At 70.0% G+C, this 15008-nt stretch carries 12 protein-coding genes; 5 read left to right on the top strand and 7 right to left on the bottom strand.

Features of this window, described 5'->3' with window-relative positions; genetic code table 11:
- Nucleotides 1-150 precede the first annotated feature (150 nt).
- Genes ACIQNG_RS25400 through ACIQNG_RS25385 form a run of 4 tightly spaced genes read left to right on the top strand, consistent with a single transcriptional unit; the run spans nt 151 to nt 8637 of the window.
- Complete coding sequence (locus ACIQNG_RS25400) at nt 151-1785, top strand: TIGR02677 family protein (RefSeq protein WP_401488018.1); 1635 nt, start codon at nt 151-153, stop codon at nt 1783-1785.
- Nucleotides 1782-3107: a TIGR02678 family protein gene (locus ACIQNG_RS25395; RefSeq protein WP_401488016.1), complete on the top strand. Its 1326-nt coding sequence runs from the start codon at nt 1782-1784 to the stop codon at nt 3105-3107. Before ACIQNG_RS25400 ends, ACIQNG_RS25395 begins: the two co-directional genes overlap by 4 nt.
- The gene (locus ACIQNG_RS25390; protein WP_401488014.1) at nt 3104-7360 is read left to right on the top strand and encodes a TIGR02680 family protein; all 4257 of its coding nucleotides are present in this window, start codon (nt 3104-3106) and stop codon (nt 7358-7360) included. The genes ACIQNG_RS25395 and ACIQNG_RS25390 overlap by 4 nt, the downstream gene beginning before the upstream one ends.
- Nucleotides 7357-8637, top strand: coding sequence for a TIGR02679 family protein (locus ACIQNG_RS25385; protein WP_401488012.1), 1281 nt, complete (start codon nt 7357-7359; stop codon nt 8635-8637). The genes ACIQNG_RS25390 and ACIQNG_RS25385 overlap by 4 nt, the downstream gene beginning before the upstream one ends.
- 464 nt (nt 8638-9101) lie before the next feature.
- On the opposite strand, the gene ACIQNG_RS25380 is transcribed toward ACIQNG_RS25385, so the two are convergent.
- From ACIQNG_RS25380 to ACIQNG_RS25350, 7 genes are all read right to left on the bottom strand, one after another.
- The gene (locus ACIQNG_RS25380; protein ID WP_401488010.1) at nt 9102-9458 is read right to left on the bottom strand and encodes a MazG-like family protein; all 357 of its coding nucleotides are present in this window, start codon (nt 9456-9458) and stop codon (nt 9102-9104) included.
- Between the two features lie 27 nt (nt 9459-9485).
- Nucleotides 9486-10304: an endonuclease/exonuclease/phosphatase gene (locus ACIQNG_RS25375; RefSeq protein WP_401488009.1), complete on the bottom strand. Its 819-nt coding sequence runs from the start codon at nt 10302-10304 to the stop codon at nt 9486-9488.
- A complete protein-coding gene (gene tmk / locus ACIQNG_RS25370) occupies nt 10301-10918 on the bottom strand; it encodes a dTMP kinase (protein WP_401488007.1) in 618 nt (205 codons plus the stop codon). Before tmk ends, ACIQNG_RS25375 begins: the two co-directional genes overlap by 4 nt.
- Nucleotides 10915-11868, bottom strand: coding sequence for a radical SAM protein (locus ACIQNG_RS25365; RefSeq protein WP_401488004.1), 954 nt, complete (start codon nt 11866-11868; stop codon nt 10915-10917). Before ACIQNG_RS25365 ends, tmk begins: the two co-directional genes overlap by 4 nt.
- Before the next feature lie 166 nt (nt 11869-12034).
- Nucleotides 12035-12187: a hypothetical protein gene (locus tag ACIQNG_RS25360; protein ID WP_401488002.1), complete on the bottom strand. Its 153-nt coding sequence runs from the start codon at nt 12185-12187 to the stop codon at nt 12035-12037.
- Nucleotides 12188-12380: 193 nt separating this feature from the next.
- Nucleotides 12381-12905, bottom strand: a complete 525-nt coding sequence (locus ACIQNG_RS25355) for an ATP-binding protein (RefSeq protein WP_401488000.1) — start codon at nt 12903-12905, stop codon at nt 12381-12383.
- Nucleotides 12898-13449: a hypothetical protein gene (locus ACIQNG_RS25350; RefSeq protein WP_401487999.1), complete on the bottom strand. Its 552-nt coding sequence runs from the start codon at nt 13447-13449 to the stop codon at nt 12898-12900. Before ACIQNG_RS25350 ends, ACIQNG_RS25355 begins: the two co-directional genes overlap by 8 nt.
- Nucleotides 13450-13581: 132 nt before the next feature.
- On the opposite strand from ACIQNG_RS25350, the gene ACIQNG_RS25345 reads away from it, so the two are divergent.
- A complete protein-coding gene (locus ACIQNG_RS25345) occupies nt 13582-15006 on the top strand; it encodes a hypothetical protein (RefSeq protein WP_401488241.1) in 1425 nt (474 codons plus the stop codon).
- The last annotated feature ends 2 nt before the right edge of the window (nt 15007-15008 follow it).

Here is a 15008-nt window from a genome sequence, read left to right as displayed (position 1 = left end):
GGGCGGAGTACGTGGCTGGTGAGCCCTGCCGCGGTTGCGGACTGCCCGTGACGGATGAGCTGGGGAGCTGGCCACACAGGCCGGCACACGTCCGTGGCATTTTCGGCCACCCACCGGCGGCGCCCGTATGCTCCGCGTAACCTCACGGGCATGGGGGCATCAGCATCCGGTGCAGGTCAGGACGCCGACGAGGAGGCGCGGCGGCGGCTGAACGCGTACACGTACCTCAGCGCGCCCGAGCGGCTGGAGCACATCGCGATCATGCGGGTCTTCTGCGGAACGCTGTTGGCGGATCTCGCCGTCCCGGACCTCATGGCGAAACTGCGTCAGAGCGGTGGTTCCGCTGCGGGGCTCGACGCCGACACCCTCACGGTCCGACTGGAACAGCTGGTCCAGTGGGGAAACCTGCTCCGCAGCAGCCACACGGTGAACGCGTCCAGCATCAGCGAGTACCAGCGTTCCCGCTCGCGCTACCAGCTGTCGAAACTGGGCGAACGTATCCAGCGGGACGCCGACGGGGTCCTGGCCGAAGCCGACGCCGCCCGCGAGGTGAGCAACGAACTGCTGGCACTGGTCGAGCGCGGGCTACGGGAGCTGGCCGACCTCGTGACCGCGCCGGGCGGCGTCGAGCCGCAGGACGGACTGGAGCGGATCAGCACGCTGTTCGTGCAGTTCAGCGAGTTCGCGGACTCCATACGCGACTTCTACGCCTACCTGGGTCAGGTGCTGTCCCGCTACGACCTGGACAGCGCCGAGTACCAGGGCTTCAAGGAGCTGCTCCTGGACTACGTCGAGGCGATCACGGAGGATGTGGCGTTCCGCGCGCCCCGGATCTCGGCGGCGTTGGACACCCTGTGGCCACACATCCCGGCTCTGCTGGACCGGCTGGACTCCCACGCCCAGGGGCTCACCGGGCTCTCGGCGCAGGCGCAGGCGCAGGGCGAAAGCCGCCCGGAGGTCCGGATCCAGCGCAGTCGGGGCCGCGAACTCGCGGACTGGGAGGGCCTGCGCGGCTGGTTCAGCAACACCGACGGCCAGGGCAGCCAGGTCGACCAGCTACGCGACGCCACCCTGCGCGCGTTGCAGTCGCTGCTCGCCAACGCCAAGCGGATGCTGCGGTCGGCCACCGGGGAGATGTCCCGGCGCAAGGATCTGCTGCGGCTGGCCCGCTGGTTCGACGAAGCGGCGCCGCGGGACGCACACGACATCGCCGTCGCCGCCTTCGGGCTGTACGGCGCCCGCCATCTGGGCATACCTCCGGCCACCGACGAGGTGGTGCCCGCCTACACGAGCTGGTGGACCGGTCCGGTGGTCGAGGTGCCGGTGGCTCTGCGTGAAAGAGGCAGCCGAGCCCAGCGGGGCCGGGCCTCAGCGGTGGAGGACCACTCCGCGCAGAAGCAGCTGCTGAGGGAGGCAGCCCGTCAGCGGGCAGCGGCCAGAGCAGCGGCGGCCGACGAACTGCGCAGCGCGTCCGGCCGGTTCGCCGAGGTACGCCTCACGTCAGCGGCGCTCGGCCTGCTCCTGGAGCTGCTGGCCACAGCTCTCGGAAACGCACAGCTCAGCAGACCCGTCGGCACGGACGGGGAGAGGACGGCAGGGTTCGACCTCGACTCGGCCAGCGGTGAAGACGCCGAACTGCGTATCCGCCTCACCGTGCGCCGGATGGCGGGCACGCGAACGGTGCTGTACTCGGCCGACGGCGACCTGCTGCTGGACGACCTGGAGCTGGACATCGGTCGCACCTCCGCCACGGGCGACGGCGAAGCGGAGGCGAGCGTGTCATGACCCTCCCCTCGACTCACGACGTAGCCCTGGCAGCCGAGCGCCGCACCGCAGCCCGTTTGCTGCTCGCCCACCCGCTGATCGCGTCGGACGGCCCCCACGCCGACGTCTTCCCGCTGATCCGCAGGCACGCCGACTGGCTGGGCAAACGGTTCCAGCAGGTGCTCGGCTACCGCCTGCTGGTCGACAGCTCGTACGCCCGGCTGTTCAAGGCGGGGCTGGGGGCTGGTTCGGGTCATCGGCTGGAGCGCTCCACCGGAACCCCGTTCACCCCACACACGTACGCCTGCCTCGCGCTGGCCCTGTCCGTGCTGGTGACCGCGCCCGAGCAGATGCTGCTGTCACACCTGGTCGCCGATATCAGGGCTGCCGCAGCCGACGCCGGGATCGAGCTGGAGGAAACGGGCCGGGCGGCCGGGAAGCGGACCCTGGTCGCGGCTCTGCGCCAGCTCATCGACTGGGGCGTGCTCATCGAGACCGAGGGCCATGTGGCCGCGCTTGCGCAGGAGGCGGGCGGGGAAGCCCTGATCACGATAGACCGGGAGCTGGCACGCGTGGTCGCCGCCGGCCCGCTCTCCCAGGCACGGGACGGCGCCGACCTGGTCCGGCGGGCAGCGGACCCGGGCTTCGGCGGACCACGCACCTACGTGCGCCGGATGCTCGTGGAGACACCCGTCGTCCACCTCGACGAGCTGACCGACGCCGAGCGGGACTGGCTGCGCACCCGGCAGCGCCGGGAAGCCCAGGCTTTCTCCGAACTCCTGGGCCTGGAGATGGAGATCCGTGCCGAGGGCGTGGCGCTGGTGGACCCCGAGGAAGAGCTCACGGATCTGCACCTGCCGGGCACCGGGACCGTCGCACAGGCCGCGCTGCTGCTGGCGGAACGGCTCGTGGAACGGCTTCGGCCGCAGGAACCGGGGCACCCGGCGACCGGCGGCACGCTCGTGATCGGGGTGGCCGTCCCGGACGGCCTGGTGGATGAGGTGCTGGCCGGGCTGATCGCCGAGTACGGGCAGCGCAGCAACTGGCAACGCGGCTACCTGGAGGACCTTCCCACCCTGCGAGAGGCCGTACTGGACCTGCTGGTCCGCATGCGGCTGATGGCCCGCACGGGCCCGCTGCGCGCCGAGGGCGAAGGGCTGCCGGAGGGGTACGTCGAAGAGGCGCCGGAAGGACGCACGGTGACCGATGTCCATGGCGCACGGCCCGGCGGCGACGGCTGGGTGCTGCTGGCCGCAGCGGCTCGCTACGCCACCCGAGTCTCGGTGCGCCCGGCCACCGCAGCCGGCCAAGGCACCGACGTTCAAGAGGAGTTGCCGCTATGACCACCGACGCGCGTGGCCTCGTTCCGCTGCCGCGTTCCGGCGCTGCGACAACCGCCGGCCCCGCAACGACCAGCGGCACCCGCTTCCGGCTGCACCGGGCGGGCATCCAGAACGTCTGGCAGTACGACGAGCAGGAGTTCTCCTTCGGCGACGGACGGCTACTGCTGCGCGGCAAGAACGGCGCGGGCAAGTCGAAGGCCCTGGAGATGCTGCTCCCGTATCTTCTGGACGGCGACTCCCGGGCCCTGGACGCGACCGGCACCGGCCGCACGACGCTCGCCTGGCTGATGCTGGACGGGTTCGAGCAAACCAACCGTCTCGGCTACCTGTGGGTGGAGTTCCGGGGCATGGCCGACGACGACGGTCAGCGCCACCTGACGCTCGGTGCCGCCATCCGTGCCTCGAAGTCGACGCAGAAGGCGCTGCCGACGTTCTTCGTCACCCCGCTGCGAATCGGTGAGGACCTGCACCTGGTCGAGGCCGGCAAGCCGCTGCCGGTCGACCGGCTCAAGGAGATCGTCGGCTCCGACAACACGACCGACCGTGCGGTCCAGCACCGCTCACGCGTGGCCCGGGAACTGTTCGGCATCACCGACGCGACGCGCTACCGCAACCTCACCCAGCTCCTCCACCGGTTGCGGCGCCCGACGGTCGGCGACCGGATCGAACACGGGGGTCTGGTCTCCCTGCTGAGCGAGACCCTGCCGGGGCTCGACGAGGACGTGGTCGAGAAGGTGGCGCGCAACCTCCATGACCTCGACGCCGTACGGGACGAACTCGGCCGCCTGGAACGCACCGACGCGGCCTTGCGCACGTTCCTCACCAGTTACCGCAGCTATCTGGCCGGGGTCCTGCGCACCTCCGCCCAGAGAGTGGGCCACGAGCTGGGCGTCCTCGCACAGCGGCGCCGGGCGGCCGGAGACGCCGCACAGCGGACGAGCGACCTGAGGACGCAGGAGGAGGAGTCGGAGGGCCGGCTGGAGACCCTGCGTGAGGAGGAACAGGCCGCCCGGACCGATCTGGCCGCCCTGCACGCCAGTCACGCCTACCGCAGCCTGCGCGAACTGTCGGAACGCCGCGGCACGGTGGAGGCGCTGCACACCGCCGCCGCGGCCGTGTTCACCACCCTGCGGAACGCACACGACGCGGAGGAGGGCTCGGCGGAGCGGCTGGCCGAAGGTGTCGAACACCTCGGAAGCCGGCTGGCCGAGCTGGGAACCGAACACCGGGAGCTGCTGAAGCAGGCGGAGAACGCGGGGCTTCCCACCGGCCATCTCGGCGAGGCGGTAGCCCTGCCGCGCACGGTTCTGGCCCAGGCCGCCGAGACCGAACTGACGACTCCGGACGGGAAGATGCACACCGTACGGCACCGATCGGTGGCCCGTGTGGACACCGTCACGGCGCAGGAGGGGCTGCGGTCCTGGCAGAACCAGCTGGAGGACGCTGAGGCGGTCGCGAGAAACCGGGCCCGGATGGTTCAGGAGGTGACCCGCCTCATCTCACGGGCGGACGAGGCCCGGGCCGCGGCGGCTCAGGCCGATGGCGAGCGGGAACGGCTGGAGGGCGAGGCGGAAGACGCCGTCGGCCATCTGGAGGGCAGCCGTCAGAAGGTCGCCGAGGAGAGCGGCGCCTACACCCGCCAAGTCGCCGACTGGGCGGCGCGCACGCGGACTGCGCTGGGTATCGACTGCCCGTCACTCGACGCCGTCCACGCCACCGTCGGCCACGAGACCTCTACCGACGCGCCGTTCGCGGACCGCACACTGCCGCCCGACATCGACAGCCAGGCGTGGCGGACAGCGCAGGCCGCGTTGGAGCCGTACGGCGAGGAACTCACCGGACGCCGGGACGCCCTGGCACTCGGCGTGAACCGGCTCGGCGAGGAACTCGGCCACCTGGCGGAGCAGAAGCGGGACTGGGAGCAACGCTCCGACCCCGAGCCACCGGCCCCGCACCATCGTGCCGCCGCGAGGACGCCGGGCAGTGGAGCCCCTTTCTATCGGCTCGTGGACTTCGTGGACGGCGTGGCTCCGGCCGACCGAGCCGGTCTGGAAGGGGCGCTGGAGGCGAGCGGAATCCTGGACGCGTGGGTGAGTGCGGACGGCGTCCTTCTCGATCCGCGCACCCGGGACACCCTTCTCCAGCCGGGTCCCACGCTGCCCGACGGGCCGACTCTCGCCTCGGCCCTGCGCCCAGCCCCTGAACCGGGTTGCGGCGTCACCTCCGAGCAGGTGGGGGGTCTCCTGGCGACCATCGCACTCACATCGGCACAGGAGACCTCCGCGCACAACGCGGTCTTCTACGACGGTAGTTGGCGTCTGGGCGTGATCAGCGGTCGTCATAACAAGGGCAACACCGAGTATGTGGGGGCCGCCGTACGCGCCGAGACTCGGCGACGCATTCTCGCCGAGTTGGAGGAGCGGATCGCGCATACGGGACAGCAGCTGGCCGATGTCCGCGAAAGGCTCGCCGTAGCCGATGCCATGCGTCGGGCTCTCACGCTCGCGGAACGGGACTTCCCCGGGGCACGGAGTCTCGCGGACGCCTGGAGCAGGACTGAATCAGCCGAGCGGACGCTGCGCGACCTGACCGCCAAGGCGACCCGGGCGGCGCGGCTGGCCGAGGAGGCACGCGCTCTCGCGGTATCGGCGCGGACCGAGGCAGAGGCCACCGCCACCGCCCACGACCTGCCCGGCGACCCCGCCGCCCTGGACCGTGTGCGCACCGCACTGGCCGGCCTGCTCAGCGGTGTCGGACATCTGCGCAGGGCCGTCAGCGGCACGGCGGAGCGGCTCGGTACGAACCAGGCCGACGCCGACCGGCACGGACGCGCCCGAGAAGATCGCCTGGCCGCGGACGAGGACTACCGGCTCCACCTCGCCGGACTGCGCACCGCTGAGCAGGACCTGCGCACCCGCGAGGAGGCCATCGGGTCGTCCGAGGAGGAGATCCTCTCCCGTGAGCAGGAGGCCAAGCAGCGCATCTCGAACGCCGTCCAAGCGCTCCCCGCGGTGCAACGGGCCCGCGACGATTTCCACGACCTGCGCGTGCGCGCGGAAGAGGACGAGAAGCGCCTGCGCGGGGGCCTGGCGGACCAGGAGACGGCGGTCATCGACACCGGCAGCGCTCTTCGCGGTGCTCTCGGCCGACCGGAGGTGGTGCTCGGTGCCGGGCTTGACCGGTCTTCGCTGCCCGAGTACATGTCCGACGATCCCGGCGCGGACGTCCGCAGCCGTCTGCGCGCGCTGCGGGGCCTCGCCGAAGCCGTGGAACAGGCCCTCGGCCGCCCCAAGGGCGAGGTGTCGGACAGCACCCTGCTCAACCGCCACACCGATCTGCGCGACCAATTGGCCGGCGGGTTCGACGCGCAGCTGGAGGAGCACGCCGGGATCAAGGTGTGCCGCCTGGTCGACGACCACGGATCCCATGACGTCGCGGCCGTGGGCGAGCGGATTGCGGTCCAGGCGGCGGAGGCCCGGGGACGGCTCACCGAGCGCGAACGCGAAGTGTTCCAGCGGTTCCTGACCGGTGAGCTCGGCGACCACCTCTCGGCGCAGGTCATCACCGCGGCGAACCTGGTCGCGGCTCTCAACGACACCCTGAAGACCGTACGCACCTCCCACGGCCTCGGCGTCGAGCTGCTGTGGAAGCTGGACGAGGACGTGGACGCGGATGTGCGCGCGGCCGTCGAGTTGCTGCGCAGTCCGTCGAGTCTCAGAACGCGCGACCAGACCGAGCAGCTCCGCGAAGTCCTGCAACGCCGGATCGAGGACGCCCGACTCGCCGACCCGTCAGCCGGTTACGCCGCCCATCTGCGGACCGCGCTGGACTACCGTGACTGGTTCCGCTTCCACACCTTCGTGGTCGAGGACGCGGCTCCGGGCCGCCGTCGGAAACTGACCGGACGGACCGGTCTCAGCCAGGGCGAACAACGGGTCCTCTCCTACCTCGTGCTCTTCGCCGCGGCAGCCGCCCACTTCACCAGCCTCGCCGAGTCGGCACCGCACGCGCCACGCCTGATCCTCCTGGACGACGCCTTCGCCAAGGTCGACGAACCCACCCACGGCCGGCTGGGCCGTATCCTCGTCGACCTCGATCTCGACTTCGTCCTCACCAGCGAGCGGCTCATGGGCAACTGGCCCGAGGTTCCGTCCCTGCACATCTACGAGTGCCTCCGTGATCCCCATGTGCGCGGGGTGGCCACCCTGCACTACACCTGGAACGGTCGGCACCGGCGTCTGGTGTCCGTATGAGCGGGCTGCCCGCCGCGACGCGCGACTGGCTGAACGGACCTGGACTCACCCGGCTCTGGCAGGGGGCACGTAAACGCCTGGAGAGCAACGGCGTACAGGCCACGGGTTCGCTCCGGCTGACCGCAATGAACGCCCAGGAACGCAACGACCTGTCTCTCCTGCTGGGCAAACCCCTCACAGGTGCCGCCGTGACCGTACGGCTTGACACGCTCGACGCACGGCTACGCGCTTCGGCCGCCGGACTCGGCCTCAGACAGACCCTGGAGGAACTCGGCCCGCCACTCACCGACCGCCGTGCCGCCCGCGCGGACGTAACGACACGGCGGGAACAGGTGTGGTCATCCCTCGCCTCGTCACTGGACGCCTCCCCACTCGCCGACCAGGAATGGCCCCGGCAGTGGTACGACCTGCTGCGCCGTGCCGGTGTTCCGAGAGGAGTGACGCCCGAAGCGGCGATATGGACACTCCAGCAGGCCGTCCAAGTCCTCACCGCTCTCCTCGGACCCGAAGGACCTGAACGCAACGGCACACTCGGCCGAGGAGAACTCGCCGCCATGGCGACCGGCTCCGCGCACGGCCTGGACGACGGCACCTGGCTCGCACGCCTCGTCCAACGCGGGGTCGCCCTCGCCCATGGCACCGAGTTCCCCGACGACGCGGCCGGTCGACGCGCGCTGTGGCGGCTGGTGTCCGTCACGCCGGACGAGGTTTCCAGCACGGTCCTGACGTACGGGCTGCGGCCCGACGGCGAGGGCTGGCGGGAGCGCGCCCTACGGGAGCGGGCCGACCATCACGCCGAGGTTCACGTCACACCGCGCGACCTGCGTGACCTTCGGCTGCAACTGCCCGGCGGAACGCTGATCCACATCTGTGAGAATCCGCGCGTGGTGGAAGCCGCGGCGGACGCGGCCTGCGTCCAGCCCCTCGTGTGCACGTCCGGCAGCGCCGCCACCGTGGTCTTCACGCTTCTCGACGCCCTCGCCGCCACGGGTTGCCGCTTCGCGTACCACGGCGACTTCGACTGGCCGGGGATCGCTCTGGCCAACCGGGTCATCCGCCGTTACGAAGCCCGGCCGTGGCGCATGGGAACCGCGGATTACGAGCATCTGGCCGCTCGCAGTCAGGCCGAGGGCATCCCTCAACTGGCGCTCGACGGCCGACCGGTCGACGCGGACTGGGACGCGGATCTCACCCCTGCCATGACCGCCCTCGGCGTCGCGCTCCATGAGGAGGCGACCCTCGACCTCCTGGTGGCCGACCTGTCCCGCCGGGCGTAGGGACGCCGACGCCTCCGTGACGGGCTCTGGGAGCCATCTGGGAGCCGACCCGCTCCCCGAGCCTCTTCCACACCACCCGAGACCGCCCCACCCCACCACCCTGACCAGGCAAAACACCAAACCACCCGGTGTCGATCTTGACCGAACCTCATTCGGGACGAAGAGGTCGTGGGTTCAAATCCCGCCACCCCGACTTCGAAGACAGTAGTCAGGCCCCTGATTCCATTTAGGAATCAGGGGCCTGACCTGCTTCTTAGCTCCGAGCGCCCTCGGCTTGGGCCGTGTCCTGTGAGGCTTGTTGCCCGCTGGATCACCAGGGGGCTAACCCGTGAGACACCTCTCGGATACCTCTCACTTCTTCAAGATCACACCCAGTTCACACCCAGATTCGGGAGAAGTACGTCAGACGTATCCCCAGGTGGCGCCCTGTGCCGTAGCGGCGCCCCTGGGGCGGACGGAGGCGGCTACACCCCGGTCTCGACCGCTTCCCGGTCCGGGCCGGAGGCCGGCGAGATGCGGTCGACGAGCTGCTTCAGCCGACCCTCGAACTCCGCATCCGGCTTCTCGGTCAGGGTCGCCAGCGCGACGAGCGTGGTCACCGCGACGTCGCACAGCTCCTTCCGGACGTCGTCCCAGGTGTGCGAGGCGCCCTTGCGCGGGTTCGCGGCCAGCGCCCCGTGGAGTGCCTCGGCCACCTCGCCGACCTCCTCGCTGATCTTCAGAATCCGCAGCAACCTCCGGTCCTCATCACCGGTCTGAGGCGTCTCGTCGTCCAGCCACTCCCGGATACGGCAGATCTGATCCCAGGTGGTCGTGTCCATCGCTTCTCCTACTTGTCGTACGGGTGGTCAGAACAGCGCCGGTGCAGAGTCATCGGCGCCGGTCGGGTCAGTGACCGGCAGCAGCCCGGTCGGAGCGACGGCAAGCTGTACCGCCAGGGCCGAGTGGTCGGTCAGCCGGTCGGACATCGTCCTGGGGCCGTGCACGTACAAGCAGCCGCGCATCAGCGCGGCCAGCGAGGCGGAGACGTGCGCGTGGTCGTAGCGGTATCCATCGCCGGTCCTCCCTACCCACGAGTATTCGAGCGCTTCAGGGTGTAGGGAGCGGAAAGCGTCCACGTAGCCGGCCTTCGCGAACCAGTCGTAGAAGTCGTACTCGAACCGCTGGAAGAACTTGTACTTGGGCTTGTGGCCGGGCTCTAGCACGTTGAAGTCGCCCAGGACGATCCGCGACGACGCGAGGCCGGACGGCAGTGCGTACCGGCACTCCTCCAGGAACCGCCGCTTCCGCTCCTTCTTCACCTCCGTCGCATCGCGCGACGGCACGTAGAGGCCGATCACGTCGAGCGGACCCTTCGCGGTGTCCACCGTGACGGAGACCGCCCGGTGCGGCAGGTAGCCGACCGCGGCCGGTCCCGGCCGCGTCGCCAGACGGCTCACGATCATCACGCCGCGCTCACCGCGTTCCGGCTTCGGGAACGTCACTGAGTACCCGGCCTCCCCGAACCGGCCCTCCAGCAGCGCGCATCCGGCGCTGTCCGCCGTCTCGGTGAGGACGAGTACCGGCTCCGGCCGCGCCGCGAGGTAGGCGAGCTGCCGCTCGGCCCGCTCCAGACCCGGGTTGTTGAGGTTAAACGTCAGCACGTCGACCGTGCCCTGGCTGGTCATGAACTGCCCCTCATCCACGAGTCGCTGATCGCCGTCACGATCGCGCGGGCGATCTCGTCCGGCCCGTCAGCGCTCGCGTCGAGCTGAAGCACCCGGACGCCGACGGACATGAGGAACTTAGCGGCCTCGTGGAAGGCAGCGCATTCCCGCTGGCTGCTGCCCGGTTCGCGCTCGTACCGGCTGTGCGCTCCCCGGCTGGTCAGCCGCTCCTCGACCACCTCCGGGCGCGCGTTGACGATGACCGCAAGGTCCGGCATGTCGGTATAGCGGTTCAGCTCCCACACCACGTCGCGGTCGACCCCGTCGAGGACCTGGAGGACGAGGGAGGAGGCGAGGTACCGGTCACAGACCACCGTCTCCCCCCGAGCAAGAGCTGGTCGGATCTCCTCGTCCAGGTGTGAGTACCGGTCTGCGGCAATCAGGCAGGCCATCGACATACCCCGGTAGAACTCGGTTCCCTGCCGAGCCATCTGACCCAACGGTGTGTCGCTCGGCTCCCTGGTCCGGTAGACCGGGACGCCGGCGTCGCGGAGCAACTCGGCGACGGCGGCGGTGACCGTCGACTTCCCTACGCCTCCCGGGCCGTCGATCGTGACGAACAGTCCCCTGGTCATGAGGTGCCCACCAGTGGGAGCATCCGGGACTGGCGGGGTACGACCGGGCACTGCTCGGTATCAACCGCGCCGATCCGCTGACCGGACTCCACCACGGCGGCCGGGCAGCCCTTCCCGCAGTCAGCGGACATCGAGCAGGCGCCGCACGTCGGGTTCGCGCCGAGGTCCCACCGGTCCGAGAACCGGCCGTACGCGTCCAGCCGGTCCGCTAAGTCGTCGTGCAGCCAGACGTTCCCGACCAGGAAATCCGTGTCCGGGTGCTGTGAGACCCGCGTCCGGGCCGCGAAGACCAAGTAGGGGCAGACCGCCACGCCGCCGTCGGTGAAGACGTAGAAGATGACGCCGGCCTCGCAGCCCGCGAGCGGCTTGTCCTCGTTCGGGAAGCGGATGAGGGTGACGTCCAGGTCGTCGTCGGCGAACGGAATCGCCAAGTCTCGGATGTGCCGCATGTGGTCGTCCGAACGGCGGAGCTTCTGTGACGCCCGGGACGCCCCTCGTCCCATCTGCCCGAGCGGGTTCATCAGCACGTACTTCGCCCCCTGCTCCTTGGCGAACTGGCAGAGCTGCGCGTACTCCTCGTCCTCGGCGAGGTTGTTCGGAGTGCACAGGAGCCCTTGCAGGATGCCCGCCTTGGCGAACTCCGCAACGTTGTCGATGGTCTCCTGGAACCCCTCGCGACGCCCCCGGAACACCCCATGGGAGTCCGCCGAGAACCCGTCCAACGACACGTTCATGTGGGCCCCCAGCTCGGCCAGCCGCTGGATCTGGTGGGGCGTGGCCATCGTGGCGTTGGTGCACACGCCGACGTCCATTCCGGCCGCCCGGAACTCCGAGACGATCTGGATGAGGTCCGCGTGCATGAAGGGTTCCCCGCCCGTGAGCGTCACGCGACCGACCCGGGCCGCGGCGAGCTGAGGGATCAGCCGCTCGCGGACAGCGTCCAGCCTCATGTACCCCCCGCGCCTCGTCGCCGAGACGAAGCAGTGCTTGCAGGTCTCATTGCACGGCTCGCAAATCTGGATGAGCGCCTTGCGCTGGGTGCTGTCCACCGTCGTCCGGAAGTAGCAGGACGCGGCTTTCTCTCCCGTATGGATCGGGCGTGCGGGCATCAGAGCCTCACAGGTAGTCGGGATGGTGGCCCGCCCCGGGCGTACTGCGCGACAGCAGCCCGGCCGGGGCGGGAGCTTGGTCAAGAAGCCGTACGGTCGGCTTGATGGTGGTGGAGGAGAACCAGCGCCTCCAGGCGCTGGATGCATAGCTCGCAGGCATGGAATGGGCCGCTCCCGTTCCGTGCGGTCTGGACGGGGCCAAGCCACATGACCGGCACGCCCTCCGTCTCGCAGCGCCAGCAGTAGCTGATGATCCAGGGCCTTCGGCTCACGGTAGTCACCGGATGACTCCGGGGCTGATGGCGGTAAGAAGGGCAAGCACCGTGATGACATACAAGCCCTGGCGGGTGCCGTCACTCACGATGCCCCCGGGGGGCTTCCAAATCGGCCCACACCCGCTTGCCCCACAACAATGCGTCGACACCCCATAGGCCGCCGCTCAGCGCGTCGATGAGTTCGAGGCCGCGGCCCTGCTCATCGTCGTCGGCCGCGTTCCGCCGCTGCGGCATTGTCCGTGAGCGGTCGACCACCGAGATCCGCACCGCGTCCGGTGCCCGCAGCGTCGCCGTCACGAGGATCGTGTCCATCCGGGCGTGATTCGCCGCGTTCGCCACCAGTTCGGTGACGACCAGGCGGGCCGGATCCACGAGTTCTTTCAGTCCCCAAGTGAGGACCGCTGTGGTGACCATGGAACGAGCCTTGCTCGCGGACTCCGGGATTCTCGGCAGGTTTCGGCTGTACGCCGGCCTGCCGATCGAAGCCGCCTGGATGTCCGGGCTGACCTCCCCGGGCTGGGGAACAGCGCTGGTGTCACGGGGACAGGGGATGCCGGGCAACCTTGTCCGGCCCAGTTTCAGGGGATTCTGACGGTCAGGCATCTGGCTCGCCCCCCATCGAGGTCAACCGGGACCACCCGGCTGCAACCAGTAAGGCGAGAAGCCTCGGGGTACACAGCTGGCCGGGGCCGTCCAGCGGCACCGCCCACCACGGCTCGCCGTCGACCGGCTCGCATCGGTCCGGCGCGGGCACGAGCAGCAGGGCCCGTGACGGGTGTACCACTGTGGACGGCACCCGCCAGTTCTGCGCGACGCTCGACGGCAGCAGCGCGGTGTACCCCGACTCGTACCGGACCACCTGCTCCCGGTAGAAGACCGGTCCGTCGAGGGTCTCGCCGAGGTACTTCACGGCTTTTTCCGGGCCCGGGACGCCGAGGACCGTGTGAACGAGGCCAGTGTTCACGGCGACCGCGGCAAACAGCCGTCCCGGCCGCAGCCACGCGGCGCCGGAGTCCTGCCACTCGGTCTTCGCCTGCGGTATGGCGGGGGCTGCGGCGAGCAGCCATTCCCCGCCGGCGGCCCGACGCTCAGCACTCGTTGCGACCCTGCCAGGAGGCGGATACGCCTCCGACCCGTCGTTCATCATCCCGATGCCCCCAAGCGGCATGTTCAGTGTGCGTTACGTCACCCAACACGGCGCTACGGTGGAAAGACAGCATCGGTCCAGCGACGATGCGTTTACCGGTTTTAACGCCCTGCTTAGGAGGGTGCACGCACAGTGACTCGCACACGCCCGCGCAATGAGGGGTTCCGTCAGGCTCTCGAAGAGACCCGGCTGACTTACGCTCAGTTCGCCGCCGACGTAAGGCTCGTCGCGGCTGAGAATGGGGAAATCCTGCGGACCAACCCGTCCGCCGTCGCGCACTGGATCAATGGCCGACCGCCCGCACCCGCGACTGCCGGCTACGTCGCCGAAGCCCTCTCCCGACGCCTCGGACGGGACCTCACAGCAGCCAACTTCGGCTGGGAGCTTCCCAAACAGGAAAACGGGCCCGACGCCCGGCTTGGGTTGGGCGTCGGGCCCGATCCAGTTGACATCCTACGGCGACTCGGGGAGGCCGACATCAATCGCCGCCAGATTCTCACGACTGCCGCCTACAGCGTTGCCGCCGCCGCCCTACCACTCGGCACCGCGCAAGCCGCCGAGTTCCAGCGGCGCACCGCAGGCTCCTCAGGACGCCACGTCGGCCAAGCCGACATCAGGACCGTCCAGCAGATGATCACGGCCTTTGCCGCGATCGACGAGCGCCAAGGCGGCCAGCACGGCCGAACCGCCGTCGTCCAGTACCTACGATCCGACGTTGCCGAAATCACCCGCGGCCGTTTCGCCTCCGAGGAGGTGCGCGGCGAGGCCCTGACTGCCGCCGCAGCCCTGGCGTTCCTCGCAGGGTGGAAGGCGTACGACGCCGATGAGCACGGGCTCGCCCAGCGCTACCATCTCCAGTCGCTCGCCATCGCCCGCGAGGTGGACAACCCACTGCACGCCGCCTGGATTCTCCGCCTCATGGCGCACAAGGGCATGGACATCAAGCGGCCCGAGCACACCCTTGACCTGGCCGATACCGCTCTCTCCCTGGCCACCGGCAAGGCCGAACCCGGCATTCTCTCGACATTCGTCATCTGCCGCGCCCGCGCACTCGGCCACGCCGGGCGCGGCGCCGAGGCCGCCGCCGAGATCCGCCGGGCCCAGGACCTCGCGGCGCGCGCGGAAGACCAGCCGCCTCCTTACTGGATGGTCCTCAACAGCACCGCCACAGCCCAAGTCGGCAGCCACGCCGGGAAGACCCTCCAGGTTCTCCGAGACCACCGCAACGCCGAGCAGCACTACGGCAGGGCCGCCCAGGTCTACGGCGCCTGCGCCCCCGGCCTGAACCGAGTCGTCGGCCTGTCCCTCGCCGATCAGGGGACCCAGCAGGCCGCACAGGGCCACCTGGAACAGGCGTGCGGTACCTGGGACCGCGCGATGGGGCACTTCGACGGCGTCTACTCCGACCGGGCCTTCAAGCGGGTTGCCGGCATCCGCCACCAGCTCGCCGCCTTCGAGAGCCGGGGCGTCCGCGCGGCGGCCCAGCTTGACGAGAAGATCCGCAACTGGCAGGTCGCCCACAATCCCCCGGCGGCGGCGCCCACGGTTCTCCGCTGATC

Origin of the sequence: Streptomyces sp. NPDC091377, from assembly GCF_044757045.1 — a bacterium.
GTDB lineage: Bacteria > Actinomycetota > Actinomycetes > Streptomycetales > Streptomycetaceae > Streptomyces.
The sequence above is the reverse complement of the archived record's forward strand: the minus strand, read 5'-3'. Positions and strand labels throughout refer to the sequence as shown.